Origin of the sequence: Paenibacillus dendritiformis (assembly GCF_015845845.1) — a bacterium.
GTDB lineage: Bacteria > Bacillota > Bacilli > Paenibacillales > Paenibacillaceae > Paenibacillus_B > Paenibacillus_B dendritiformis_C.
Genome location: NZ_LDIG01000113.1, coordinates 1 through 24,185 on the forward strand (window position 1 = coordinate 1; position 24,185 = coordinate 24,185).

At 54.4% G+C, this 24,185-nt stretch carries 22 protein-coding genes and 4 pseudogenes; 24 read left to right on the top strand and 2 right to left on the bottom strand.

The genetic code is table 11. From position 1 onward, the window contains the following. Nucleotides 1–284: 284 nt before the first annotated feature. The 5 genes and pseudogenes from ABD76_RS09595 to ABD76_RS09615 all read left to right on the top strand — a co-directional run bounded on the left by ABD76_RS09595 (nucleotide 285) and on the right by ABD76_RS09615 (nucleotide 3,985). Nucleotides 285–521 carry a DUF6953 family protein gene (locus ABD76_RS09595; protein ID WP_197256368.1) on the top strand — a complete coding sequence of 79 codons (237 nt, stop codon included), beginning with the start codon at nucleotides 285–287 and terminating at the stop codon, nucleotides 519–521. 2 nt (nucleotides 522–523) lie between these two features. After that, nucleotides 524–1,168 carry a ribonuclease H gene (rnhA, locus tag ABD76_RS09600; RefSeq protein WP_197256370.1) on the top strand — a complete coding sequence of 215 codons (645 nt, stop codon included), beginning with the start codon at nucleotides 524–526 and terminating at the stop codon, nucleotides 1,166–1,168. Between the two features lie 40 nt (nucleotides 1,169–1,208). After that, nucleotides 1,209–2,489 (top strand): M90 family metallopeptidase, encoded by a 1,281-nt coding sequence (locus ABD76_RS09605; RefSeq protein WP_197256372.1) that lies wholly within the window; start codon nucleotides 1,209–1,211, stop codon nucleotides 2,487–2,489. 131 nt (nucleotides 2,490–2,620) lie between these two features. Continuing rightward, a pseudogene (locus ABD76_RS09610) lies at nucleotides 2,621–3,066 on the top strand (spore coat protein). Nucleotides 3,067–3,271: 205 nt separating this feature from the next. Then, complete coding sequence (locus tag ABD76_RS09615) at nucleotides 3,272–3,985, top strand: YebC/PmpR family DNA-binding transcriptional regulator (RefSeq protein ID WP_197256374.1); 714 nt, start codon at nucleotides 3,272–3,274, stop codon at nucleotides 3,983–3,985. Between the two features lie 896 nt (nucleotides 3,986–4,881). On the opposite strand, the gene pgmB is transcribed toward ABD76_RS09615, so the two are convergent. Both pgmB and ABD76_RS09625 read right to left on the bottom strand, forming a co-directional pair. Continuing rightward, entirely contained in the window at nucleotides 4,882–5,553 is a 672-nt protein-coding gene (pgmB, locus tag ABD76_RS09620; protein WP_197256376.1) for a beta-phosphoglucomutase, read from the bottom strand. A gap of 73 nt (nucleotides 5,554–5,626) precedes the next feature. Further along, the gene (locus ABD76_RS09625) at nucleotides 5,627–7,915 is read right to left on the bottom strand and encodes a glycoside hydrolase family 65 protein (protein WP_197256378.1); all 2,289 of its coding nucleotides are present in this window, start codon (nucleotides 7,913–7,915) and stop codon (nucleotides 5,627–5,629) included. Between the two features lie 115 nt (nucleotides 7,916–8,030). Here ABD76_RS09625 and ABD76_RS09630 point away from each other — a divergent pair, with 115 nt between their 5' ends. The 19 genes and pseudogenes from ABD76_RS09630 (at nucleotide 8,031) to ABD76_RS09715 (ending at nucleotide 24,162) form a co-directional block, all read left to right on the top strand. Next, nucleotides 8,031–8,774 carry a helix-turn-helix domain-containing protein gene (locus ABD76_RS09630; RefSeq protein ID WP_197256380.1) on the top strand — a complete coding sequence of 248 codons (744 nt, stop codon included), beginning with the start codon at nucleotides 8,031–8,033 and terminating at the stop codon, nucleotides 8,772–8,774. A gap of 24 nt (nucleotides 8,775–8,798) precedes the next feature. Continuing rightward, entirely contained in the window at nucleotides 8,799–9,146 is a 348-nt protein-coding gene (locus ABD76_RS29435; protein ID WP_242069486.1) for a hypothetical protein, read from the top strand. After that, the gene (locus ABD76_RS29440) at nucleotides 9,143–9,751 is read left to right on the top strand and encodes a cache domain-containing protein (protein ID WP_242069487.1); all 609 of its coding nucleotides are present in this window, start codon (nucleotides 9,143–9,145) and stop codon (nucleotides 9,749–9,751) included. The genes ABD76_RS29435 and ABD76_RS29440 overlap by 4 nt, the downstream gene beginning before the upstream one ends. A gap of 12 nt (nucleotides 9,752–9,763) precedes the next feature. Beyond that, nucleotides 9,764–10,156: pseudogene (locus tag ABD76_RS09640) on the top strand (NADPH-dependent FMN reductase); the annotation flags it as partial. Between the two features lie 253 nt (nucleotides 10,157–10,409). Beyond that, nucleotides 10,410–10,940, top strand: a complete 531-nt coding sequence (locus tag ABD76_RS09645; protein ID WP_197256382.1) for a tubby C-terminal domain-like protein — start codon at nucleotides 10,410–10,412, stop codon at nucleotides 10,938–10,940. 89 nt (nucleotides 10,941–11,029) lie between these two features. After that, nucleotides 11,030–11,310 (top strand): annotated as a pseudogene (locus ABD76_RS30905) (DinB family protein); the annotation flags it as partial. Between the two features lie 412 nt (nucleotides 11,311–11,722). After that, a complete protein-coding gene (locus ABD76_RS09655; RefSeq protein ID WP_197256384.1) occupies nucleotides 11,723–12,418 on the top strand; it encodes a helix-turn-helix transcriptional regulator in 696 nt (231 codons plus the stop codon). After that, the gene (locus ABD76_RS09660; RefSeq protein WP_242069488.1) at nucleotides 12,396–13,253 is read left to right on the top strand and encodes a molecular chaperone DnaJ; all 858 of its coding nucleotides are present in this window, start codon (nucleotides 12,396–12,398) and stop codon (nucleotides 13,251–13,253) included. The genes ABD76_RS09655 and ABD76_RS09660 overlap by 23 nt, the downstream gene beginning before the upstream one ends. 941 nt (nucleotides 13,254–14,194) lie before the next feature. Further along, nucleotides 14,195–14,737: a DUF4184 family protein gene (locus ABD76_RS30910; RefSeq protein WP_420901934.1), complete on the top strand. Its 543-nt coding sequence runs from the start codon at nucleotides 14,195–14,197 to the stop codon at nucleotides 14,735–14,737. Nucleotides 14,738–14,961: 224 nt separating this feature from the next. Continuing rightward, nucleotides 14,962–15,348, top strand: a complete 387-nt coding sequence (locus ABD76_RS09670) for a VOC family protein (RefSeq protein ID WP_197256388.1) — start codon at nucleotides 14,962–14,964, stop codon at nucleotides 15,346–15,348. 293 nt (nucleotides 15,349–15,641) lie between these two features. Beyond that, nucleotides 15,642–16,254 (top strand): annotated as a pseudogene (gene yqeK / locus ABD76_RS30915) (bis(5'-nucleosyl)-tetraphosphatase (symmetrical) YqeK); the annotation flags it as partial. Nucleotides 16,255–16,452: 198 nt separating this feature from the next. Beyond that, complete coding sequence (locus ABD76_RS09680; protein ID WP_197256390.1) at nucleotides 16,453–17,004, top strand: hypothetical protein; 552 nt, start codon at nucleotides 16,453–16,455, stop codon at nucleotides 17,002–17,004. A gap of 118 nt (nucleotides 17,005–17,122) precedes the next feature. Continuing rightward, nucleotides 17,123–17,305, top strand: coding sequence for a Rossmann-fold NAD(P)-binding domain-containing protein (locus ABD76_RS09685; protein ID WP_197256392.1), 183 nt, complete (start codon nucleotides 17,123–17,125; stop codon nucleotides 17,303–17,305). 23 nt (nucleotides 17,306–17,328) lie between these two features. Next, nucleotides 17,329–17,874 carry a GNAT family N-acetyltransferase gene (locus tag ABD76_RS09690; RefSeq protein WP_197256394.1) on the top strand — a complete coding sequence of 182 codons (546 nt, stop codon included), beginning with the start codon at nucleotides 17,329–17,331 and terminating at the stop codon, nucleotides 17,872–17,874. A 10-nt stretch (nucleotides 17,875–17,884) separates the two neighbouring features. Continuing rightward, nucleotides 17,885–18,697, top strand: coding sequence for a GNAT family N-acetyltransferase (locus ABD76_RS09695; RefSeq protein ID WP_197256396.1), 813 nt, complete (start codon nucleotides 17,885–17,887; stop codon nucleotides 18,695–18,697). A gap of 40 nt (nucleotides 18,698–18,737) precedes the next feature. After that, complete coding sequence (locus ABD76_RS09700; RefSeq protein WP_197256397.1) at nucleotides 18,738–19,382, top strand: class I SAM-dependent methyltransferase; 645 nt, start codon at nucleotides 18,738–18,740, stop codon at nucleotides 19,380–19,382. Nucleotides 19,383–19,416: 34 nt separating this feature from the next. Further along, nucleotides 19,417–19,965, top strand: coding sequence for a nucleotidyltransferase family protein (locus tag ABD76_RS09705; RefSeq protein ID WP_197256399.1), 549 nt, complete (start codon nucleotides 19,417–19,419; stop codon nucleotides 19,963–19,965). 175 nt (nucleotides 19,966–20,140) lie between these two features. Further along, nucleotides 20,141–23,560, top strand: a complete 3,420-nt coding sequence (locus ABD76_RS09710) for a copper amine oxidase N-terminal domain-containing protein (RefSeq protein ID WP_242069491.1) — start codon at nucleotides 20,141–20,143, stop codon at nucleotides 23,558–23,560. 212 nt (nucleotides 23,561–23,772) lie between these two features. Then, entirely contained in the window at nucleotides 23,773–24,162 is a 390-nt protein-coding gene (locus ABD76_RS09715; RefSeq protein ID WP_197256401.1) for a YflT domain-containing protein, read from the top strand. The last annotated feature ends 23 nt before the right edge of the window (nucleotides 24,163–24,185 follow it).

Consider the following 24,185-nt stretch of genomic DNA (forward strand, 5'->3'; position numbering starts at 1 on the left):
GCTACTGCCGGGCATGGGTTGCCGAAGGGAACAGCCAGCGGGTAAGAAGTGCAAGCGAGTACCGGAGAAACAGACTTAAAAAGTAGATTGGACTACAGGAGTGAAACGAATTTCCCCGAATGGAACCCTAAGTTCCATTGTCCGGAGACATTCCGGAAAGTCCAGTCCCAATATTAATTTTCAATATGAAAACTGGAAATTTTGAAGGCATTCCATGTTCCTATAAAGGACTGGAAAAAGACTCAAAACTGCCTTCAGGAAATACTATACGAGGAGTGGACAGGATGGAAGCGACCGCACAGCAGGTGGCGGAATGGATGGTAGCCGAGATTCAGGCGAAGGGAGTCGTCCATCAGAGCGATGTGATTGCATATGTCCGCGCTCATTTCGGCGAAGAGTTCGTGTTCGTGAATGAGAGGGGCAATGCGTCGCTGGACAAGGAAGTGAAGAAGGCGTTCCGGAAGCTGCACCGCGGCCGGATTGCCTGGGATCGGGACGGCTTCTGCTGGGGGTGGACGTAAGCGTGGCGCAGGCAAAATATTACGTCGTATGGGCCGGGCACCGTCCGGGTATTTATACAAGCTGGGCGGAATGCAAGGCGCAGACGGATAACTATAAGGATGCCAAGTATAAATCCTTCCCATCCAAGGCCGCTGCGGAGCAGGCCTATCGGGACGGCTGGCAGAAGCATTGGGGCAAGAAGAAGGCCGGGACAGGCTCGCCAGCCCGGGGAGGCGCGGCTGCCAGCTCCCCGCCGGCCGAGGTGGATTACGACAGCATCTCGGTCGATGTCGGCACGAGGGGCAATCCGGGGCCGGTGGAGTACCGGGGCGTATCAACGCGGACGGGCGAAGTGTTGTTTGCCGTCGGTCCGATTCCGAACGGCACGAACAATCTGGGAGAGTTCCTGGCGATCGTGCACTCGCTGGCGTATTTAAAGCGGAAGGGCAGCAGCCAGACGGTGTACAGCGACTCCCGCACCGCCATGAAATGGGTACGGGAGAAGAAGGTCGCCACCACCCTGGAGCGCAACGAGTCGACGAAGGAGATCTGGAATCTCGTGGATCGGGCGCTTGCCTGGCTGCAGACGAACACCTATGACAACAAGGTGCTGAAATGGGACACGAAGGCATGGGGCGAGATCAAGGCCGATTATGGCCGGAAATAGGACCGATTGCGGCAGAGTAAGACGGGGGAGGAGACAGCGAATGAGCGAACGCATTCCTTGCCGGACGGAAGGCTGCTCGGCGACGATTCTGCCGGCGACGGCGGAGAAGACGGGCGGCATCTGCATGCCGTGCCGCCAAGAGCTGGGCCGGCTAGAGCGCGAAGCGTATATCCGGGAGAACCGCAAGGACATGGACATCTATGCAGGGATTACCGATCCGGTGGAAATATTGCGGCTGATGCATACGCCTCGCCCCTACAATCCATTGGAACGGGTGCTTCCTTATAAGAAAAGCCGCGAGGAGGTATACGCTTCGCTGTCGAGCGGGGATATCGAGCGTCTGAAGGCGCATGCCGCTGCGCTCATCGAGGAGGATGAACTGGATACGGCGCAAGAGATGTTAACCTCGTTAATATGCTGGACGGAGGCGTCCATTGCGGATTGTCTCCCTTTGCTTATGCGGCGGCGCGAGTATTATCCGGGCATCCTCTATATGCATGCTTCCCCGGAGATTCGGGACGAGCTGATCCGTCAAGCCGATATCGATGCGGAGAACCGCAACGCCATTCTTCTCGCTCTGGCCTGGATTGGCGACGAGAAGATCGTGAAGCTGTTCCGGGAATGGCGGGATCATCCGCCGCAATGGGCGAAGGAACTGTACATCTCGCCTGAAGCGTATGCCCGGGAAGCGGGCTGGGAGCTGACAGCCGACGGTCAGCGGCGGAATTTGTATTATTCGGAATGCTATCCGGCAGTAGCGGGGAGCCCGTCCAGCGAAGAAGGCGATGCGGCCGCGATTCTCACGAAAGGGGAGCAGCAGTGCGGCTGGTGCGGAAGCCACTTGACCGTATTGTTCGATCTGGATATGACGCACCCATTGCTGCGCGGTTACGGTCTCCCGTGGAACAGGCTCCGGCTTGCCACCTGCATCAGCTGCACCTGCTACGGTTATATCTATACCGATGTCGATGCCGAAGGGCAGGTTCATTGGAGCCAATGGAACCGGGAGCCTGATTATTGGGTAAAGCCGGATGAAGACATCGCCTTCGGCGAGACCGGTCATGGGCTGCGCCTGTCCGCTTCGAAGCGAAGCGCCTTTCGTGCGGCGCATTGGGCGCTGGAGGCGGCCTCCTCCCAGTTGGGGGGCCATCCGTCCTGGGTCCAGGACGCCGACTACCCCGCCTGTCCAAGCTGCTCCGCCACGATGAAGTTCGTTGGGCAGATCGATTGGGAAGACGTAGAGGAATACGGGGAAGGAATCTATTACGCCTTCATCTGCCCGGACTGCTGCATCGCGGCCACGAACTATCAGCAGACATAATTGACGGAGCCCAAAGGAGTGGGCAGGCACCACCCGCCCAATATAGGCATATGCTACCACCATAATCGAAGGTGGGGGGATTATGGTTGGCTGAGAGTGAACGGAAGAAGCATCTGGCATGGCATGAGACGATGGAAATGCATGAGTTGACGGCGTTCCAGGCGAATTATCTATCGCGTTCAAAATGATGCTGGATGACGTCAAGGATGCGAAGCTGCGCGGATTATACGAGGAAGCGATCTACGCAATGGAGAACAACTTGAAGGAGCTGCTCGGCTACTACCCGCTGGCCCCGGCATTTGTTCGCCATACAGGAGATAGAGCGGATATGACCGGGTTCTACGCCGGGCATCTGTTCGCCTTCTGCAAGACGTCGGTCCGGAGCTACGCCATAGGCATTACCGAGACATCGATGCCGTCGCTGCGCCAAACGCTGAAGAAGCAGCTCAATGCCGCGATCGACCTGCATGCGAAAGTGTTCCATTATATGCTGGATCGCGGATACTATCCTTCATACGACCTGCCGAAGCTGTTGGAGAACGATATGAAAAACGCCAACAAGGCATTGTCGATGTGAATAGAGCTGGCTCTGAAAGGCTCTCTTCCTGTTATCTCGGGAAAGGGGCTTTTCTTCTATTTCGCGGGACATGGCGTCATTCGGCCGGAACAGGCTCGCCCTTCGCAAATGTTTTCTGCTGCAGTGTGACCATTGTTGCTCAAGCTTCGGCGAAGAGATATTATTATAAATATGGATATTCAATGTGGAAAGTGAGCGAGTACAGATGGGGCGTAAATGGAATAACATTAAGGAAAAAAAGGCATCCAAGGATACGAACACGAGTCGCATATATGCCCGGTTCGGCAGAGAGATTTATGTAGCTGCGAAGCAAGGGGAGCCGAATCCCGAATCAAACCAAGCCTTGAAATTCGTAATTGAGCGCGCCAAAACATACAATGTGCCGAAAGCAATCATTGATCGGGCGATTGAGAAGGCCAAAGGCGGCTCGGATGAAAACTATGACGAGCTACGCTACGAAGGCTTCGGTCCGAACGGGACGATGGTCATTGTGGACGCCTTGACCAACAATGTGAACCGGACAGCGTCCGAGGTGCGTGCCGCATTCAACAAAAACGGCGGCAGCCTCGGCGTCAGCGGTTCGGTCACTTATATGTTCGATCAGACCGCCGTCATTGGTCTGGAAGGCAAGACCGCCGAGGAAGTGCTGGAGATTCTGATGAATGCGGATCTCGATGTCCGGGACATCCTTGAGGAGGATGAGGCGGTCATCATCTATGCAGAGCCCGATCAGTTCCATGCGGTCCAGAACGCGCTGCGCGAAGCGGGCACCTCGGAATTCACCGTGGCGGAGCTGACCATGCTGCCGCAAAGCTATGTCTCCCTTCCGGAAGATGCGCAGGCCCAATTTGAAAAAATGATTGATGCGCTGGAAGATTTGGACGATGTGCAGCAGGTCTATCACAACGTCGATCAATAGAAGCTTGCCGCGGAAGGCACGCGGAATGAATTGCATCCCTTAGAGGACAAGCCCCCCAATGGATGGGTCATCTCTTCTAGGGGGTGCGATTTTTTTTGAGAAAGAAGATTACGCTGGCAGGGAAAAATCACCTTGCTCGATACGCCTCAAATGCGGGCCGACGCTGCCTGCGCCTATGATCGGAATATTGAGATGGAACAGCGAGGGCACAAAATGTCCATTGGAATGAGTTGGAGAGTGTTGGCTGAACACGATCCGGTCAATAAGAAGGAACACCGACAATCCCGAGTGGTATCTCCAGCATATCATCGAACAGCGGCGGAAGGCGGGGCTTCCGGAACTCGAAGGAGTCGACAAGGCCAGGCCGTGAGGGAGACGCCCCGGTTCGGCCCGCGGTCTGCCGGCCCATCCCGCTCCATCGTGCCCCGCCCCCGCCCGATCCTCCAATGGCCGGATAAGGCGGGCATCCAAACGGGGATACAGCTCTCTTTGCTTCTCAACGCTCGATGTACCGGAAAACTGCAAAACTGCAGCTTTTCCTTATAACATCTCCTTCACTGCGGGAGTTCCTGCAAAACTGCATCATTTTCAGCATGTAAAAGAGATATACAGCAAGAATCCTCCAGAAATAATGCTCTTTTGAGGAATTTAATAAAATAGCGGTTCAAGGGGCATAAATTCCTGCATTCACGCAGGATTTCACTGCCGCATCCATCTTCTGCCGCTTTTCCCGCCGCCGTCTCCCCGCCTCCCTGCCTCTATGTTCCCGATTGTCCCGTTTTGCCCCGCATCCTAGCGCACAGCACACTCTAGGGAATAACCTCGCTCCGTTAATGCGAGTACACAAAAAAGGCAGAGACGGATGTCTCTGCCTGCTCGCGTGAAATAACGCGGGTTTAGGAGAACCGCTTCGCCAACTCCTGGAAGCGGAGCTGCGCCGTGCGCTCCAGCACCAGGTCGGCGTGCGGGAAGGCGGCCGGGCTTCCGATCGCCACCGCGAACATGCCTGCGGCCTTGATGGCGTCCACGCCCGCGACCGCATCCTCGACCCCGATGCAGAACTTCGGATCGGCGTTCAACGCCGCTGCGCCGGTCAGGAAAATTTCCGGATCGGGCTTGTTGTTTTTCAATGCGGCGGCATCCACGATGACATCGAACTGATCCGCGATGCCGAGGCGGCTGATGACCGCCAGCGCATTTTTGCTGGCGGAGGCGAGCCCCATCTTTACGCCGTGCCGCTTAATATCGGCGATGAAGTCGGCAATGCCGGGCAGCAGGTCAGCCGGCGTCACCTTGTCGATCAGTTCCTGGTACAGCTTGTTTTTCCGATCCGCGAGCTGCTCCAGCTCTTCTTCCGTATAGGATGGCGGCGTTGGCGCTTGGCTGAGCAGGAGCTTCAAGGAATCCATCCGCGAGACGCCCTTGAGATTCTCGTTGAATTCGCGGCTGAACGGGATCCCCAGCTCTTCCGCAATCGCATTCCAGGCCAAATAATGATACTCGGCCGTATCCGTAATGACGCCATCCAGATCGAACAGGACAGCCTGCAGCGAACTTGTCTGATTCATCGTTATCGCTCCTCCCATAGGTTCCGGTTTGTTCTTCGAGCCCTTCCTGAGCTCTTGCTTATCGAGCCCTTCCTCACTTTGCGCCGAGCGGACGGTGAACCGCTCCGGTGCTGTCCAGGCTTACCGGCTCGCCGTACAAGGCGATGTCCAGCTTGTCGCCTTCCAGCAGTTCGAGCGTGATGCCATTGCCGGCGACGCGCACGGCAATCAGGCGTCCGCGGAACGTGAGGCGGAAGGCGTATTGCTCCCATGCCGCCGGCAGGACCGGCGCGAGCGACAGCCCGCTCTCCTTCAGGCGCATTCCGGCGAAGCCGTAGACGATCGACATCCATGTGCCGCCCATGTTGGCAAGGTGCAAGCCGTCCTTCGTATTGCCGTGCGTATTGTCCAGATCAAGGCGCGCCGTCTCGATGAAGTAGTCGTAAGCCTTGTTCACGTCGCCGATCTTGGAAGCCATAATGCTGAAGATACAGGAGGACAAGGAAGAGTCATGCGTTGTGATCCGTTCATAATAATCGTAAGACCGGCGGATGGTGTCGAGATCCTGCTCATCCTCAAGCAGGAAATGCGCCAGCACTGTATCGGCCTGCTTGCAGACCTGATAGCGGTAAATGGTCAGCGGATGATAATGCAGCAGCAGCGGGTACTTGTCCTTCGGCGTATTCTCGAAGTCCCAGACCGCCTTGCGAAGGAACGTGTCATCCTGCGGGTTGATGCCGAGCTTTTCGTCATACGGAAGCAGCATCGCCTCCGCGGCCTTCTCCCATGCTCCGATTTCCTCGGATGTGACGCCGAGACGATCGCACAGCGCCTTCAGCCCCGCTGCATCGTAGGATTGCAGGATGGCGCAGCTCTTGGCCGCCCATTTCAGGTTATGCTTGGCCATCACGTTCGTATAGTAGTTATTGTTGACCAGGCAGGTGTACTCGTCCGGACCGGTGACCTCGTCGATATGGAAGGCCCCTTGATGGTAATGCCCGATCTCCGCCCAGAGGCGGGCCGTCTCGATGAGCACCTCGGCTCCGTAGGACAGCAGGAACTCGTTGTCGAGCTCGGCCAGATAATATTGAATATAGCTATAAGCGATATCGGCGCTGATATGGTACTGCGCGGTTCCTGCCGGGAAGAAGGACGAGCATTCCGTCCCCGCGATCGTGCGCCACGGGAACAGCGCGCCCCGGCGATGCCCCATCTCCCGCGCCCTCGCTCTCGCCTGATCCAGAATCGAATAGCGGTACAGCAGCAGCTGCTTGGCGATCTCCGGCTGCGTCATCAGGAAGATCGGGAACATATAGATTTCCGTATCCCAGAAATAATGGCCTTCGTAGCCTTCTCCGCTCAAGCCTTTGGCCGAGATGTTGCTGTGCCGGTCCCGGCCCGCCGATTGAAGAAGCTGGAACAAATTGAAGCGGATGCCTTCCTGCAGCTTGTCATCCTTCTCGATCACGATGTCTGCCGATTTCCAGAAATTATCCATATATTGCGCTTGCTCCGCGAGCAGATCGTCGAACGACAGCGCAGCAAGCTGATCTTGAAGCGCGATGCCTTGCTTCACCAGACCGTCCCCATGGCGCAGCGTGTCGGTATAGATGCTGTATTTGGTGAAGCTTACCGGACCGGATACATCGGCCGTTGCCGTATAGACAACCTGGCCGGATGCGGCTTCCCAAGCTTCCTGCGCCTGGCCGTCGAAGCGGTGGCAGGCCACGCAGGCCGCCTGCAGCGAGGACGCCATCGTCTCGTCCACGACATAGCCGTAAGGCCCCTCGGTTCCGAAATCAGCGACATTCAGACGCTTGGCATGGCCTGCGCCGACGCGGGGATCATTCGGGTTGGTGTAGTTGGTCACATTGCCGTTGACCGTCGAGACAAGCTTGATGGAGCCCGTGAAATTGACCGGTTCAATCAAGACATGGATGGCCAACAGTTCCCGGCGGGTGAACGACACCAACCGGCGGAAGGTCAGCTTCAGTTTCTTGCCCGATGGCGAGGTCCAGCGCACGGCGCGTTCAGAATATCCCTTATCCAGATGAAGCCGGCGTTCGAAGGCCGTCACTTGGCCTTGATCGAGGCGGAACGCTTCTTCCTCCTCGCCGATATAAATCCGGATAGTCTGGGCGTCGATAAGGTTAACCAGCTTCTGCTGCGTATCCGGGAAGGCGAAAAGCTTCTCCCCGTAAGGAATATCGATAACATCGTGAAAAGCGTTCAAATAGGTGCCGCGAATCGTCGGCATGGCTTCTCCGTAGCCTTCTTCGAAGTTGCCCCGCACGCCCAAGTAACCGTTGCCAAGAGCAAAGATACTTTCCATATTGAGCAGCGCGTCCGATGTCAAATCACGGTTGGAAATTGTCCAGGTCATGGTTGCGGATCCTCCCTTGTGTGATTATGATTTGAATTTTAGTTCGTAAAAGGATAAGATTATACTAAAATATTAAGATTATTATCAATATTTTTAGGTGAATGGAGAGAGACGCATGAACAAGTCGTTCCATGCCGGGAACCGGCCGAGTTTCTTGTCGTCCCGCATGCAATACTTGCGGGATAATTATGTTCATCCTCCGTTCGATTATGAACAAGAATTGCTGGAGGCAATCCGGTTCGGGGACGAGAACAAGGCGCTCGATATGCTGAACCGCATCAACCAACTGGAAGGGGCCGTGCTGGCTTCCTATCCGCTGCGCTCCAGGAAGAATGCCTTGATTGCTTCCTGCACGCTGTTCACCCGGGCGATTATCAAGGGAGGCGTCGATGCGGAGACCGCCTTCCAGCTTAGCGATACGCTGATTTTGGAGATTGAGCGAATGAGCGATGTCGAGCGGCTCAATCTGTTCGAGTACGAAATGCTGATGCAGTTCATTGCGACCATCCGGCGGGAGAAGGAAGTGCTGCCCTATTCGCATATTGTCAATTTATCGGTGCATTATATTCGGGAGCATATTTTCCAGGATCTCGCCTTGAAAGGGATTGCGGCCCATATTGGCGTGCATCCGAGTTATTTGTCGGATCGCTTCAAGCGCGAGACCGGCATGTCCATTACTTCGTTCATTCACGCGAAGAAGGTGGAGGAGTCGAAGCATCTGCTGATTTATACGAATCAGTCCATTTCGGAAATCGCTTTCCTGTTCAAGTTCTGCAGCCAAAGTTATTATACTCAGATCTTCAAAAAATTTACGGGCCTGACGCCGAGGCAGTTCCGCAGGGACAATTCCGGCAAGTAAATCTGAAAAAAGTAGGAATCAGCTATGAACACACTGAAGCAGAATATATTGCATTGGAGCCTCGAGAAGAAATTAATCGCGGCGTTTTCTTGTTTTATTATCGTCCCGCTGCTGCTGATCGGCGGCATTGTGTCCTGGGTATATGTGGACAATAACCGGAATACGATGCTGGATGCCGCGGTCGAGAACAACCGGCAGATTATGAACAATATCGACACGTCGCTGCAGCCTCTGGTGCGGTTATCCATGTTCCCGCTCCAGGAATCGACCATATACCAGATTATGCGCAAGGAATACAGCAAGAAGCCATATCCGATGCTGGAACGGGGACGGGACTTCGACACGGTGAACGGTCTATCCTTAATGGCATGATGCTGTACTCCGATCTGATCGATTCGGCCATCATTTACCATGGCAATGACCATCTCATTATCCGCCGCAGCAACAGTCAATACATGAACATGTCTTACCTGGAAAAGGAACTCGTCCTCGAGCCGTTCGTGCAGAGGATTCGAGAGGAACGCGGGGGATACGTGCCTATCGGGATCCATCAGGAGCGGCTGCTGTCCCCGCATGGCGAGCCCGTCGTGTCGGTCGGAAGAGCCATTCTTGATCCCTATACCAAAAAGGATCTGGGGTTCATCCTGCTGAACATATCCGTCGACAAGCTGAATACGCTATGGAGAGATTCCTCTATGACGGAGAACACGAATTTTTATTTGATCGACGAGGACAACCGAATTATATACAGCAAGGACCGGAACGGGATCGGCCAGCCGGCTTCCAAGCTTCTCGGAAATTCCGGCTCGGCTTGTTCGAGCAGCCCTATGTCGATGCCGGGGAGCCGCGAGCGGCCGGCATTCCGGCGGAACACGCGGAGCAGGCGAGAGACAGCGCGCGCAAGTCGATCGTGCTGCTGCAGAACGACCGCGGCATCCTTCCGCTCGATTATGACCGGCACCGGAAAATCGCCTTGATCGGCCCGCTCGCCGGCCGAAGTCAAGGAATTCGTCCAAAAGGTAGGCGCGGCAGACGCCGTCCTATGGGTGACGCCGGAGTATAACTACTCCATCCCGGGCGTATTGAAAAATGCGATTGACTGGCTGTCCCGCGGGGAGAAGGTGCTGGCAGGCAAGCCGTCCTGGATCGTCGGCGCTTCGATGGGCACATTGGGAACCGTGCGGGCCCAGGAGCATTTGCGCGATATTTTGTTCTCGCCGGGCGTGTCTTCTCCGCTTCTTCCCGGGAATGAAGTGTATGTGGGCTCCGTTCATGAGAAGATTGACGATAACGGGACATTGATTCATGAGCCGACCATCGCGTTTCTCGATTCGGTCGTCGATAATTTCGTGGCATGGTACAATAAGCAGCACGCCAAGTAAGTCCAGGCGCAGCGCTTCGGTTCATGGCCTGGGCGTTGTTAATTTCTAATTTAGAATACTCAAGGCACTCAGAAGGCAGGGCGCGCGATCGCTTCGGTTCTGGGTGCTTTTTGCGATTTGCAGATGAAGAGAGAGAAGAGCCTATTTTTCCAAGCCTAAGAAAAAGATTGAGGGAGTATCCAATATTCGGGTTGGATGATAAACTTAAGGAGATTAAGTTTCAAAGCGTAAAACAGATATAAGGAGTCTCTTTATGGAAAGGTATTATTACACTTGTCCATTGCTTAAAATGTCAACAGCCCCTATAGCAATCGAAAATGAGGGCGGTAATGCAGTCGGCTCTTTTCACCGAATATTTACGACGAGGACAAATAAAGCATTAAGCTGGGTGGTTGATAACTGGCAATTGAGCTTGGAAGGGCGACATATACACTCGGAGCTGCATGTAAAAATTATGGATAGCAGCCCATGGCTTGGGCGCAGAAAATGGACGATAACAACGATCCGTGAAGGCAGGGAAAGCTTGTCTTTTCTAAAGGATCGGTCAAAGATTGCCACACATCCCCGGTTAATATGGACGAGTGAAGAGCGCGAGTATGTCATAGCCAAAGATCCGCTGAACAGGACGACAACGATATCCGACTCCTGCAGCCATGCCGTTGTGGGTGAGATTGCGAAAGTTCCGGGAGGCAAGCTGAATCAACGGGAACTCGTAATCTATGAGAATGCGTTATATCCGATTGTGCTGCCTTGTATAGACCGTATCATGAGGACATTATATTGAGTGACAAGGAGTGAATCGATGAAATCATTGTTTTTCTATAATTGGGAAGAGAGAGACGAGTGGTTTGCCATTTGCAGCTTTATCAGAAGGAAATCAAAGATGTCATCATGAATTGGTCTGGGGAAGAGGAGAAGAAATGTGTCTTCGTCCCTTGGCGGCCGGATACCCAGTACACAGCCGGGGAAATATTGAGGCATGTCATCGCGCACGAAATTCATCACGCGGGACAAGCGCTGTCTCAGCGAGAGATCCGGTGAAATTTTAATACCTGTGAAGATGCAGGTTGTCCGTCTGGGCAAGGGAAATGGGAGTCGAACCGACTTCGGCCAATGTTATCGGCCGCTATCTGGATCGCAAACTGCACGAGTAAAGAGAAGTGAAGTGATTTGTGACCTGAACGAGGATGTGCTCGTGGCAAAATACTGCGATTATACAGTTTTTTCTTTCTATAGAGGGTGTTTTCGGCAATATTCCTGCAAAAATACATGATTTTGCCCTTGGAATCTCAATTCTGGAAAAAATGGGGCAAAATTGATGTATATTTGCAGGATTTTTTTATCCGAATAGCGGCCCCGGCGAAAATACTGCAAATTTGCAGGTTTTAGGGCGTTTGTTCGAGATTCAGCAACAATTTTTTTGACTACAAATTTTACTCTAGACAAGAATGTTTACCATATACAAAAGTTTTTCGATAAGGTACAATAAGGAGGAGTAAAAACCGGGTCTGACGGCAAGCGTGGCCGTCGGAATTTCATCAGATTGAATCGGCGGAGGGATGAAAGATGACAATTGCGCAGAAAGCCCGTCTGCTCAACCAGCCCACGCGCAGAGACATCCTGACGATGCTGAAGCAGCAGGGGCCCATTGGCATTCAACCGCTGGCGGATCAACTGAATCTGACGTGCATCGCGGTTCGCAGGCATTTGTACGATCTGCAGAAAGGCGGCTATGTCCGCATTCAATTGACCCGCCCCAGCATCGGCAGACCGGCCTATCTATATAGCTTGTCGGAGAAGGCAAGCGCGTTGTTCGTGACCAAGTATGACAGCCTTGCGCTGGAGTTGATTGAAGAGATGCGGGCCATGGCCGGCGATACGTTCGTGGAGCGGTTGTTCGAGCGGCGGAAGCGGAAGCTGATGCAGCAGTATGCGAGCAAGTTGGAGGGACAGAAGCTGGAGCAGCGGGTGCAGTCGCTGGCTGATATTCAGGAGCAGGAAGGCTATATGGCCCGGTGGGGACACGGCTCGGATGAATCGTTTTGGCTGGAGGAGGCCCATTGTCCGATTGCGCAGGTGGCCGCCAAGCATTCCCCGCCATGCCAGTGCGAGCTCGCTTTGTTTGCCGATCTGCTGCAAGCCGATGTCGAGCGGACAGAATGCATGGCGGACGGCGGACGCAAATGCATGTTCCGGATTACCGGGAAGCGAAGCGTCCCTTCAGGCAATGAGACGACAAATGATGATGAAGAAGATATCTAGTTCAGACGGCGGCGTCCGGTTCGAGGTGAGGAAGGATATGCAGATCGGCAGAGAAGATGACGTGGAAGGAGCCCAATTCGCCAATGTGCATGATTCGGATGGCGTTACGGTGACCGAACCTTATATTGTCGAGTTCGTCCGGGCCTTGATGAACTTGAACAGGGATTGGCAGAACAGAGTGAAGGCCGGGACCACCAAGCTGCAATTTGCCGTCCAGATCGGATCAAGGCTGAACGAAGAGCAGCAGGAACGGTTGATGGAATTCTTGCAGGAGGTGCCGGTGCCGGAGAAGGATATGGGCAAGGTGCTGCACGGGTTCGAATTGGAAATGCCGGAATGGGCGGTGCGGCAACTGCTCCGAATCTACAGGCTGGCTGACCGCCTGAAGGCGACCCTCATCATGTATAACGATCTGATGGAACAATTGGAGCAGATGATGAGGGATTTCGAATTCGAGTTCTGGGAAGGCAGCCTCCCGCGCGAGGAGGAACGGCTGGAGGCAACGTTGGAGCACATGCGCCACAAGCTGTCCGAGCTGGCCGATCAGGCTCCGCGCCGGGAGCAATCGTATAACCGCTCTTATGGCGACAGCTCCTCGAACTCATGGGAGCATCGGCAGGCCGGGGCCGCGTCTTATCGTGTGCTGATCGGCGTGCCTGAAGAGGCGGATGAGAAGCAGGTGCGGAAGCAGTCAAAAAAGCTGCTAAAGCTGCTTCATCCCGATCATGGCGGCAGTGCCTATCTGTTCGATTGGGTAAAGAAAGCATACGATGCTTATAGCGCCAACGGCGAATCGCAAAAGAAAGGGAAGCGGAGTGCGGAGAGGCGGCCATGAGGCCGTCTCTCCATTTTTTCATGCAGGGCGATACCCCGAGATCGGATTGAGTATTTTTACATAATCTACTACAATATGTGGCAAGACAGAGGAGAAAGAGGATTCCAACCTTGTACATAATGAGGTGACTGGCATTTCTCGGATGCTTCAGATATCGGTCATGACAGCGTTTCCTTTTTCCTGTTCGCCGGGGTCTCATTTGCAGATTGGGCTTATTCCTTTGTGGTGAATGACGGGAAAAAGGATGTCGCTGCCGATGAAGAGGTGGATTCAAGCCGGTTAGGCGAGGTGATCGGACACGTAACGGTTTATTCCGAGCGGGAAGGGACGTATCGGGGCAATTTTTCTAATATGTTTCCATGGGGGCGTCGATCCTTTTCGCCTGCGGAGTTGATGCAGAAGACATTCGAAATCATGAGGCTGGGGCGTGTTCTATGTTTACGACCATTATTTCAATGAAACGGCCATATTGGAGAGGGTAATGCGTCAATCGGGGTATGTCCTGATGGAGAAGGAAAAGCCCGTGCCCGTGGCGTTGAAGGTACGGCCGGAGTGGATTCCGGCGCAAGAAGAAGCGGAAAGCAGCAAGCTGCGTATTGAACTGGCGAAGATGCACGGTACCAAGCTTGTGTTAGATAGCGTGTGGCATCGCGGGAAAGATATTTATTTTGATTTCGAAGCCGTTCCCGAACTGCATTACTCCGGCGGCGAATTTTTGCATAACACATTCGTTGAGGACGGGTCGTACCGGGCCTTCTCGCCTGACATCCCATTCCGAATCATCAACGCCGAAGGAAAAGCAGTCGCATACGGGGGGATGGTTACGGGCCCGGGGCAAGCTTCGGGTTTGCCGTCGCTGCCGACAAATACGATCAAATCAAGGATGGGTTTCGACGCTGGGCCTGTTCCTGCAGGCGATCCCGTTAAGCATACTATTGGCGGTGTTGTTCCACTACCTGATCAAAGCCCCTTTGGCGCGTCATCTGCCGTCCGTATGGAATCTGGACCGAAAAGCGCACGGACTGGTACGGCCATGGAGGCTGACAGGCATTCGCGGCTGGACTGTATTTTTGATCTCGGTCATTATCGGATTCTACGCTCATGTGTTATTGGACGGCTTTACGCACGAGACAGGAATATTTGTAAGCCTCTGTCCGTTGCTGGAACAAACTATGATGGGCACGCCGGTGTACAAATTTCTTCAATATGGGCTGTCGATCATAGGATTGCTGGCCGAGGGGCTGTTTCTTGTTCTGGTGCTCAGCAAGGCCCGGTGCGGGGCCGGCTTTGTTCGAGTCAAAAAAAGCGCCAAGGTGAAGTATTGGACCGTGGTATGCTGTACGGCAATCGCGGTCGCCGGAATCAAGCTCTTCTCCGCATCAAGTGCGAACTGCATCGGCATTATCGTCGTCGCCCCGGTCACGGGCTTTTTCCTGGGGCTTGTTATAGCCAGTGTCTTAAGCAGGATGAAGGTGATTTCGTAGAATCGGGCGTACTTACGCTATCGTTAGCTTCAGGGACAAGTCTAATGTAATTCCATTTATCCCGCCGCAATATTTGTCGTTGTCCAAAGACTATCAATAGGAGGATACCAGCGTGCAAATCCTGAACAAGCTGCCGCAGTTCTGTTGAAACAGGGAAGATCCACCTAAGCCAAGCGCCGGAAGGTGGGTTTTATGTTAGCGCGGTAAAAGAGCAGGAGGCTTACATGCTGCATCACGTCGAGTTTAACGTATCTGAGTTGGAACGCTCTATCGCGTTTTGGGGATGGCTGCTGAAGGAGCTGGGGTATGAGGAATTCCAGAGATGGCCGGAAGGCATCAGCTGGAAGCAGGGGGACACCTATCTCGTATTCGTACAGACGGAAGCCCGGTTTCTTGATCTCCCATACCATCGCAAGCGGACCGGCCTGAACCATATCGCTTTCCATGCGGAATCGAAGGCTCGAGTTGACGAGCTTCGCCTCAAGCTGGAGGAGAGAGGCATTCCTATGCTGTATGCGGACAGATATCCGTATGCCGGGGGCAGCGGTCATTATGCCGTGTTTTTCGAGGATCCGGACCGGATGAAGGTGGAGATCGTCGCTCGCCGCTAGCATGGTACATAAACCCGGTTGTCAATTCACTTCAGGGATGTGCAATGCGCATCCTTTTGTTCATGTGTAGACATCGGCTTGGCATTCATTCAAGAATGCCGGACCGATACGCAGCGACCGGGGATGATATTGCGCAATAGGATGAGAGAGAATCAATGAAATATTTATATATCTTTAACCCCTCCGGTTCGCTTCTGTGTTACGATGAAGCTGCTCAATATACACAATTATCCAATCATGTGTAAATCGGATGGCTGCATGCGCCATGGCGCTGCGCATAAGGGGAGGCGGATATGAATCCGGTCTATGCTGAGCTAAAGGTCGAAGCGTTGTCAGGCGATTTGGGCAAAGATGTTTATCGTTTTCTGGTCAGGAACGGTTGTCCAAGGACGGCGGAGCACTGCATGAGGGTGGGGGAAGAAGCGCGCCGTCTGGCGGAGCGATTCGGGTAGGATTCACAGGCTGCGGAATACGCCGGTTATCTCCATGGATATTAGCGCGGTTTATCCCAACAATGTCAGAGTGCCCCTATCTCGTTCCCTTGGCATTGAAGTGCTGCCGGAAGAAGAGGCCTTTCCGATGATTGTTCACCAGAAGCTGTCGCGGCAAATGGCCCGGGATCTGTTCCATCTAACCGAACGAGATATATTGGATGCGGTTGGCTGCCATACGACGCTCCGCAAGCAGGCCACGATGATAGACAAGGTGCTGTTCGTCGCGGACAAGATCGAATGGGATCAGGAAGGCACGCCTCCCTATTTGGAGCAAGTGGAGCAAGCGCTTGAGATCTCTCTCGAACATGCCTCCTATGCCCATATCAACTACTTGTGGGAGCGTCGGGATACGCTGAAGGTGCTTCATCCTTGGCTGCGGGACGCTTATTATGATCTGGCGGGCGTAATGAAGGAAACAATCGATGCCGGGCCGTTCGTAACATTCGGGCGAATCGAGAGATTCGCGAATCGGAAGAGGCGACTGCGGAGTAGCGGGATACCGGTATCCTGTCTATGCCGCCTCAACCGGAGCGGGGCGGTCGCGGGGTAGGACCTGTCAGGAGATGCGGTTCAAAGGCTTCGAGCGTCCGCAGGAACAACTTGAAGGAACATGGGGCCGGATGACGCGAATGGTTCACTTCCCAAGGTTGATGCATATCAAGCCCGTCGCCGGTATTTTGTCATCGCGCTGCTCTTCATCTTTGCCGTGACTCTGATCGGCGTGGGTCTGGTCGATATGTTCACCCTTCGGCCGCGGCCGGGTGGAGGCATGTCCGGGAACGGGAATCCGGCGCTGTTGATTCTGTGCCTCCTTGTCCCGGTATATGCCGTATTCCTGGTGATGCTCGGAATCGGTTCGCTTCGGTTCTTCGCGTGCGGGCTTCGGCGAGGTCACAATCAGGCTGTTATTCTTCTTATGCTTATCCTATTCGGAGTGGCGCTTCTGGTGCTGGAGTGGCTGTATGTCAAGCAGTTCATTGCCAATCTGGGCGGACCGCCGGATCATCCCCGTTCGGTCATTTACCGCTGGGGATGGTGGAATCAATATACGAATACGACCTGCATTAATGTTTTTACGTATCTGTTCGGAATCGACCTGGCGCTGATTATCGGGTACGGGGCGGCATGGGTTGCGGATGGGATCAAGAGGAAGAAGAGGTAGCGCGGAAGGGACGGTGTTCCGGATTGGCAAGGCCCCGGATGCTCATTAGAGATGCGACGAACGGAGGTCAGGCGAGGATGAAGCATGCAGCGCAAATTTGGTTGAAGTGGAAAATGCTATGGACATTTCTCCGAAATGCGAGTACCATCAAGTTCAACTTGGATTTGTTCTTGAGCGGTCCGGTACCCGCTGGTTGACCCGCTCCGAGATTGCCGGAGGCGTTATCGAGGCGATTATGCGGAATCAGGCCGTCTATACAGTGGGGACGACGCGCCCGTCCGAGCTCAGGCCAAGTACGTAACCTGGACAGAAAGGATGATCCGAATGCCGCATATCGCAGGAGAGCGCATTATATTAAGAGAGTATCGAATGGAAGATTTGCCGTATATGCGGGAGTGGGTCAACGACCCGGAGATTACGGATACGTTGAGCGATATCTTTACCTATCCGCAGACGCTGCATGACACGGAGTCCTTTCTGAAAATGATGATCGAGGGAAACAGCCGCAGCAAAGGCTTCATTATCGCCGACAAGGATTCGCTTGAATACATCGGACAGATCGATCTGCATCAGCTCGATTGGAAAAACCGCTGCGCTGTCCTGGGCATTGTCATTGGCCGCAAATCGCATCTTGGCAAAGGGTATGGCAAGGAAGCGATCGCCTTGATCAAACGGTTCGCCTTCGACACGCTGAATCTGAACCGGCTGGAGCTGGAAGTGTTCGAATTCAATGAGCGCGGTCTTCGCTGCTATCAGGGGAGCGGCTTCAAGGAAGAAGGGCGGCTGCGGCAGAAGCTGTACCGCGAAGGCAAGTATTGGGACATTATTCAGATGAGCATTCTGCAGAGCGAATATGTAAGCGGAGCGTGACCATTTGAGGATGAATGCCATACATCCGTCAGAAAAGATGATACAAGCCATTGAGCAGTCGGAAATCGATTATATGACCGATCGGATGAATGCGATCCGGGAACGTCCGGGCAATCCGGAAGGCGTGGAAGTGGAGCAGTTCGGGCATGCGGTCTGCTTTTACAGCAAGACGATGCCATGGCCCTCCTTCAATACGGTTAAAGGGCTGCGGAGCAGCGATATCGGGCATATCGACGACATGATCTGCTTCTACCGGGAACGGGAACGGAAACCCCAATTCGAAATCGTGCCCGGACTTGCCGATCAGCAGGTGCTCCGGTCGCTGGCAGAGCGGGGGTTGTATCCGTCGGGCAGCCATACGTCCTTGTATGCGCAGCCTGCTGCCGCTATTCGGGAGCCTGTGCCGGGAGCGGTTCGAATCGAAGAGATCGGGGCTTCGGAATTCGATACATACGCGATGATTCATTGCCGGGGGACGGGACTGCCGGATGACGGCATCCCGCATGTCGCGGCCAACAATCGCGTGCTGCATCAGCGCCCGGGGTGGATCTTTTATATGGCCTATTACGAGGATCGGCCGGCGGCTGTCGGCGTCTTGCATGTCAAGGGAGATATCGCTTCCTTCACGTTCGCGGCCACGCTTCCCGAATTTCGGCGGCGAGGCTTGCAGTTGAGTCTGCTGCGCTGCAGGCTTGCCGAGGCGGCACGCCGCGACTGCAGCCTGGCCGTGGGCCAATGCGCTTTCCTGTCAGGCAGCCACCGGAATATGGAGCGGTCCGGCATGCGGATCGGGTACGTGCGTTCGACCTGGACCGAGCTCTGATCGCTGGAACGACGATGGGCAGAGACAAGGGCGGTGCGCCATGAACAAAATTATCGATTATTATAACGGGTATGACGAGTGGGGCCGCCTGGACAGGGAACCCCTCGAATTTATGGTGAACTGCCATCATATCCGCAAGCATCTTCCGCCTGGCGGACATCTCTTGGACAATGGAGCCGCCGATGAACGGTTCGATGCGGCGCTGATGATGGGACCGCTCTATCATCTGCAGGCGGAAGAGGATCGGCGCGCCGCAGTGCAAGAGCTGTATCGCGTGACCAAGCGTGGGGGCATGGTCTTCGTCGCGGTAATGAGCGTGGTCCGCCATGTGATGAACTCGCTCCTCCATCCGCAGCATTGGAAGCCGAATGACAGCATCCGCCAGATTCGCAGCTTCATGGAGACGGGAATCTTCGATCACCAGGATGAAGGGCGATTCACCGGCGCGTATTATTTCCGGGTGGAGGAGATTGCCCCGTTCATGGAAGCGCACGGTTTCGAGACGGTGCAGTTCCTTGGTTCTTCGAGCATCGCCGGGGCAATGAACGAGCAGCAGTTCGAATATTGGCGTTCGCGCGGGGAAGACGAGTACTGGCAAGCGATGGAGCTGATCTATGAGACGGCATCCTGTCCTTATGTACTGGGCGTCTCTTCCCATCTGCTCTACATCGGCCGGAGAAAATAAGGCGTCCAGCGCCTGCGAAAGAGGAGGAATCCCCGTGTTCGAGCAACGTCTGGTTCAATATTTGGAAGAACATGAGGAATTGATGGCCGACTTGCGGATCGTCAGGGACCTGCGGCTGCCGCAATGCTATATAGCCGCCGGATATATCCGCAATTATATATGGGACCGGCTGCATGGATTCAAGTACCGGGCCCGGCATCAGGATATCGATGTCGTCTACTATGACCCGGAGGAGCTGTCGGAGCAGCGGGATGTTGCGCTGGAGCAGGAACTGATCAGGCGTACGGGGAACGAAAAATGGTCGGTCAAAAACCAGGCCAGAATGCATATCCGCAATGGCGTGGCGCCTTACGCATCCACCTTCGATGCGCTGAGCCGGTGGCCGGAGACGGCCACGGCAGTAGGCGCGCGTCTGAATGGGGAGGGGCGGATAGAACTGATTCATCCGCATGGCTTGGAGGACTTGTTCCAGATGGTCGTCAGGCGGAGCCCGGCATTTCCCGATCCGGCTTATTATATGGCGCGGGTGAACGCGAAGCAATGGCGCGAACATTGGCCGCTGCTGACGATTATTGAAGCATAGAAGGCAGAGACGGAGATGCTGGCCTGCATACCTTTCATGCATCAGGGCGCCTAATCGATAATTTGACCAAAAATGAAAATATTTTTAAAAAGGAAGAAACATTTACCTCGGTAACCGCGTTACACATATCAGAGGTTTGAAATGACACCAAATGGAGGATGAACTTGTGAAAAGGATGCTATCCGGGCTGATTGCATTTGCCTTGTTGTTTACATTTGCCATTCAAGCGCAAGTGCAGGCAGCCCCGCAAATCAGTGTGTATATCAATGGTTCCAGGCTAGTGACGGATCAACCGCCAATGATGATTAAAGGGCGGACGATGCTGCCGCTGCGGGCCATCTTCGAGGCGTTGGATGCGAAGGTAGGATGGAACCAGAGAACGAAGACGGTCACCGCGACCAAGGCGGGTACGACCGTTGTCCTCAAAATCGGTTCCAGGGTAGCTACAATCAACGATTCGAACGTGACTCTGGACGTTCCCGCCCAGACGATCCGGGGAAGAACGATGGTTCCGGTTCGCTTCGTGAGCGAAGCGATGGGAGAGCAAGTGCTGTGGAATTCCAGAACGCAGACCGTAACGATTAATACGACGGATCGTGATTGGGACGATTACCCGAGCGACCAAGTCTATCAGGCAACGAATGTAAATGCCAAAGTAACCGGCCAAGCGGGTAACGGCAGCGACCTGACCGTCAGCTTCACGCGGGCGTCCCAGGAATCGAATATCGATCATTATCGGGTTCTCGTCGTCAAGGCTTCGGATTCATCGTCCTTTACGCTGGCGCGGGCTCGTCTGGTATCGGACAATAACTATACGGTCGTCGATACGTATGGCCGAAATCCTTCGATTACGCTCAATTCCTGGAGCCGCGACGTGAACGGAGATGTTCTCCGGGCGAACCAGTCCTACGTCGTGTATGTGTTGACGGTAGGCAAGCGCAACCAGGATGTATTATCCCGCCCTTCCCAGACCGTGACGCTGACAGGCGATTCGGCCTATGCGGTCACGAATGTGCAGGCGCGTGATGTCGCCGATTATGGGGATGGAAGAGACCTGTCGGTGAGCTTCGCAAGGGCTTCCGATGAGAGCAATATCGCCAACTATCGCGTCATGGTCGTGAAGTCGAAGGATGCGCATCGCTTCGATCTGAACGCGGCGAATGCGGTATCCAGCTCCAACTATACGACGGTATACAAATCCGGCACGACCTTGTCGACGACACTCAGCTCGTCGTCCCGGGATACGTCCGGAGACAGAATTCGCAACGGCGTGCCTTATACGGTGTTCGTCTTGTCCGTAAGCAATAATTTGAATCGTCATTCCAATCAGCTCTCTTCGTCCACGGCGACGATTACGCTGGGCACCACGGTCGGCGCGCCAGTCATTACGAGCGTGGCGGATGTAAGCAATTATAACGACGGCCGCGACCTGCAGGTATCGTTCACGAGATCTTCCGATGAGTCGAAGGTGAGCCACTACCGCATATTCGTCGTGCCGGATCGGGACTACACCCGCTTCGATGTGACCGAGGCGAACAAATTGTCTTCCAGCCGCTATTATCAAGTGTCGAAGACCGGATACAATATCACGACGACCTTGTCTTCGAGCTTGACGGATGTCAACGGCTCTTATATTCGCAACGGCGTGACCTACCGGGTATTCGTGATGGCGGTGTCGAATGACGGGTACAGCTCTAACAATGTGCTGAGCGGCGCGTCCTCGTCGATTACGCTGTCTCATAATTCCATCGCTAACGCGGTAACGAATGTGCAGGTCAGCGATGTCAGCGACTATAACGACGGCCGCGACATGCGGATCACGTTCAACCGGGCTTCTGACGAGTCGTTGATTGATCACTACCGCGTCATGGTCGTGAAGACATCCAATGCGGACCGGTTCACTGTGTCGGATGCGAATAATGTGTCAAGCTCATATTACACGCGGGTAAATAAGACGGGACGCGATCTGAGCTTGACGCTCTCTTCCAGCGCAAGAGATGTGGACGGCGCATATATTCGGAACGGTGTGAGCTATCGCGTGTTTGTCCTGTCGGTAGGCAGAGGCAGCTATTCCAATGCATTGTCTTATGCATCCAGCGCCATTACGCTGTCCAGCAATTCGGGCGTATATGCCGCGACGAATGTCGAGGCTTACGACATCAATGATTACGGCGATGGCCGTGACCTGCGGGTAACCTTCAACCGCGCGGCGGATGAGTCCAATATCAGCCACTACCGCGTCATGGTCGTGAAGTCTTCCGATGCGGGGCGCTTCACGGTAGGGGATGCGAACAATGTATCCAGCTATAATTACACCTATGTGAGCCGCAATGGCAGCAACCAGAGCGTGACGCTCTCGTCCGGTGCGAGAGATGTCGACGGGGCGCTGATTCGGAACGGCGTCAGCTACCGCGTGTTCGTCCTGTCTGTCGGCTCGGGCAGTTATTCCAATACGTTGTCCAGCTATTCGAACATCATCACGTTGAGCAATAACTCGACGGTGTATCCGGCTACCAACGTCAACGCAAGCGACGTCGGCGATTATAACGACGGCCGCGATATGCGGGTCAGCTTCAACCGGGCAGTGGATGAAGCGAACATCTCGCATTACCGGATCATGGTCGTGAGATCGGTCGATGCAAGCCGCTTCGACTTGTATCGCGCCAACAACGTATCCAGCAACAACTATACGTATGTAAGCAAGACAGGCCGAAATATTGATCAGATTCTGTCCTCCTCGGCACGAGACGTTGATGGAGCGGCGATTCGAAATGGCGTCGGCTACAAGGTATTTGTCTTGTCTGTCAGCAACAATAGCTATAACGCGAATATGCTGTCCGGTGCTTCTCCGGAAATCGTGCTGACAAGCAACTCGTCGGTCTCGGCGGTGTCGAACGTAACGGCCAACGTAACAGGCAATAGCGGCACGGCGCGCGATATCGAGGTGAGCTTCACCGCGCCGTCCAATGATTATGGCGTGCTGGAATACCGCGTGATGGCCGTGAAGTCGGATCAGAGCTTTGGATTGGCGGATGCCAACAATACGCCATATTACACGTATGCGGCGAAGCAGGGCGGCACGATTCGCCTGTCTCTTCCAGACAACGCACGCGATGTGAGAGGAGAGGCGATTACAAGCGGCAGCGCTTATCGCTTCTATGTTCTCACCGTAGCCGATAGCCGGGTCAGCTCGGTCAATGCGCTCTCTGATCCGTCCCGCGATGTGGTCTTGTCGGCTCAATACGTATCTCCGGCGACAAACGTAACGGCGGAGATGAATGGAAGCGACCTGCGGGTCTACTTCAGCAAGCCGACGAATGAGAGCGGCGTTGCAAACTATGCCGTGATGGCGGTGCCTTCCTACAAAGCAGGCAGCTTTACGCTGGATGAGGCGAATTGGGCAAGAGCAAATAGCTCTAAAACCGTATCTCCTTCGGGAGAAGGCTTGGTTACGCTGAACTCCTACGATAAAGACGCTTATGGCAATCCCCTTGTCAATGGGGAAACATACATTATCTACGTCCTCACCGTTTCGGACGGCCGTGCGGTAAACGTGCTGTCCGCTCCATCCCAGGGCGTCGTGGCACAGTTCTAAGCGTCCCAGGGTGCGGCGCATACAATCCTGCTTTCTAACGGAAGCAGGCAGCAAGGGCTCCGGCAATAAGCCGGAGCCCTTTTTGATGATTAAAAACGCAGAGCCGCTTCTTTTTCAGTCCGTTGGATGTTTGATCGTCATAGGGTATGGTTAAGAACACAATAAGCCGGCCGGACCCCATTGGAAAGGAAAGAACTGAAGGAGGAATCGGTATGAATAAGCAGACGAAGGTGTACATGGTCAATACGGCAAGGGAGGCCGAGGCGAAGATTCAGGATCTGGCCAATCTGGGCTATAACCGGGACCATCTATACGTGCTGGCCCATGACAAGAAGCGGACGGAGCATATCGCCGAACAAGCGGCTGCCTCTCAAATCGGCGTGGCGGAAGAAGGCGTCTTCACCGCGCTCGCCAATCTGTTCCGCTCGCATGGCGACGAGCTGCGCGCCAAGATGACGTCGATGGGCGTCTCGAAGCAGCATGCCGAGATGCTGGAACGGGAGCTGGACAAAGGCAAGATCGTCATTTTCGCCTGGAGCGGGAATCCGTATGACGGCGACCGCTACGATCCGGATATCATCTATTATCCGCCTTTAGTATAAGTTTCCTGCCAAGCCGGAATTGC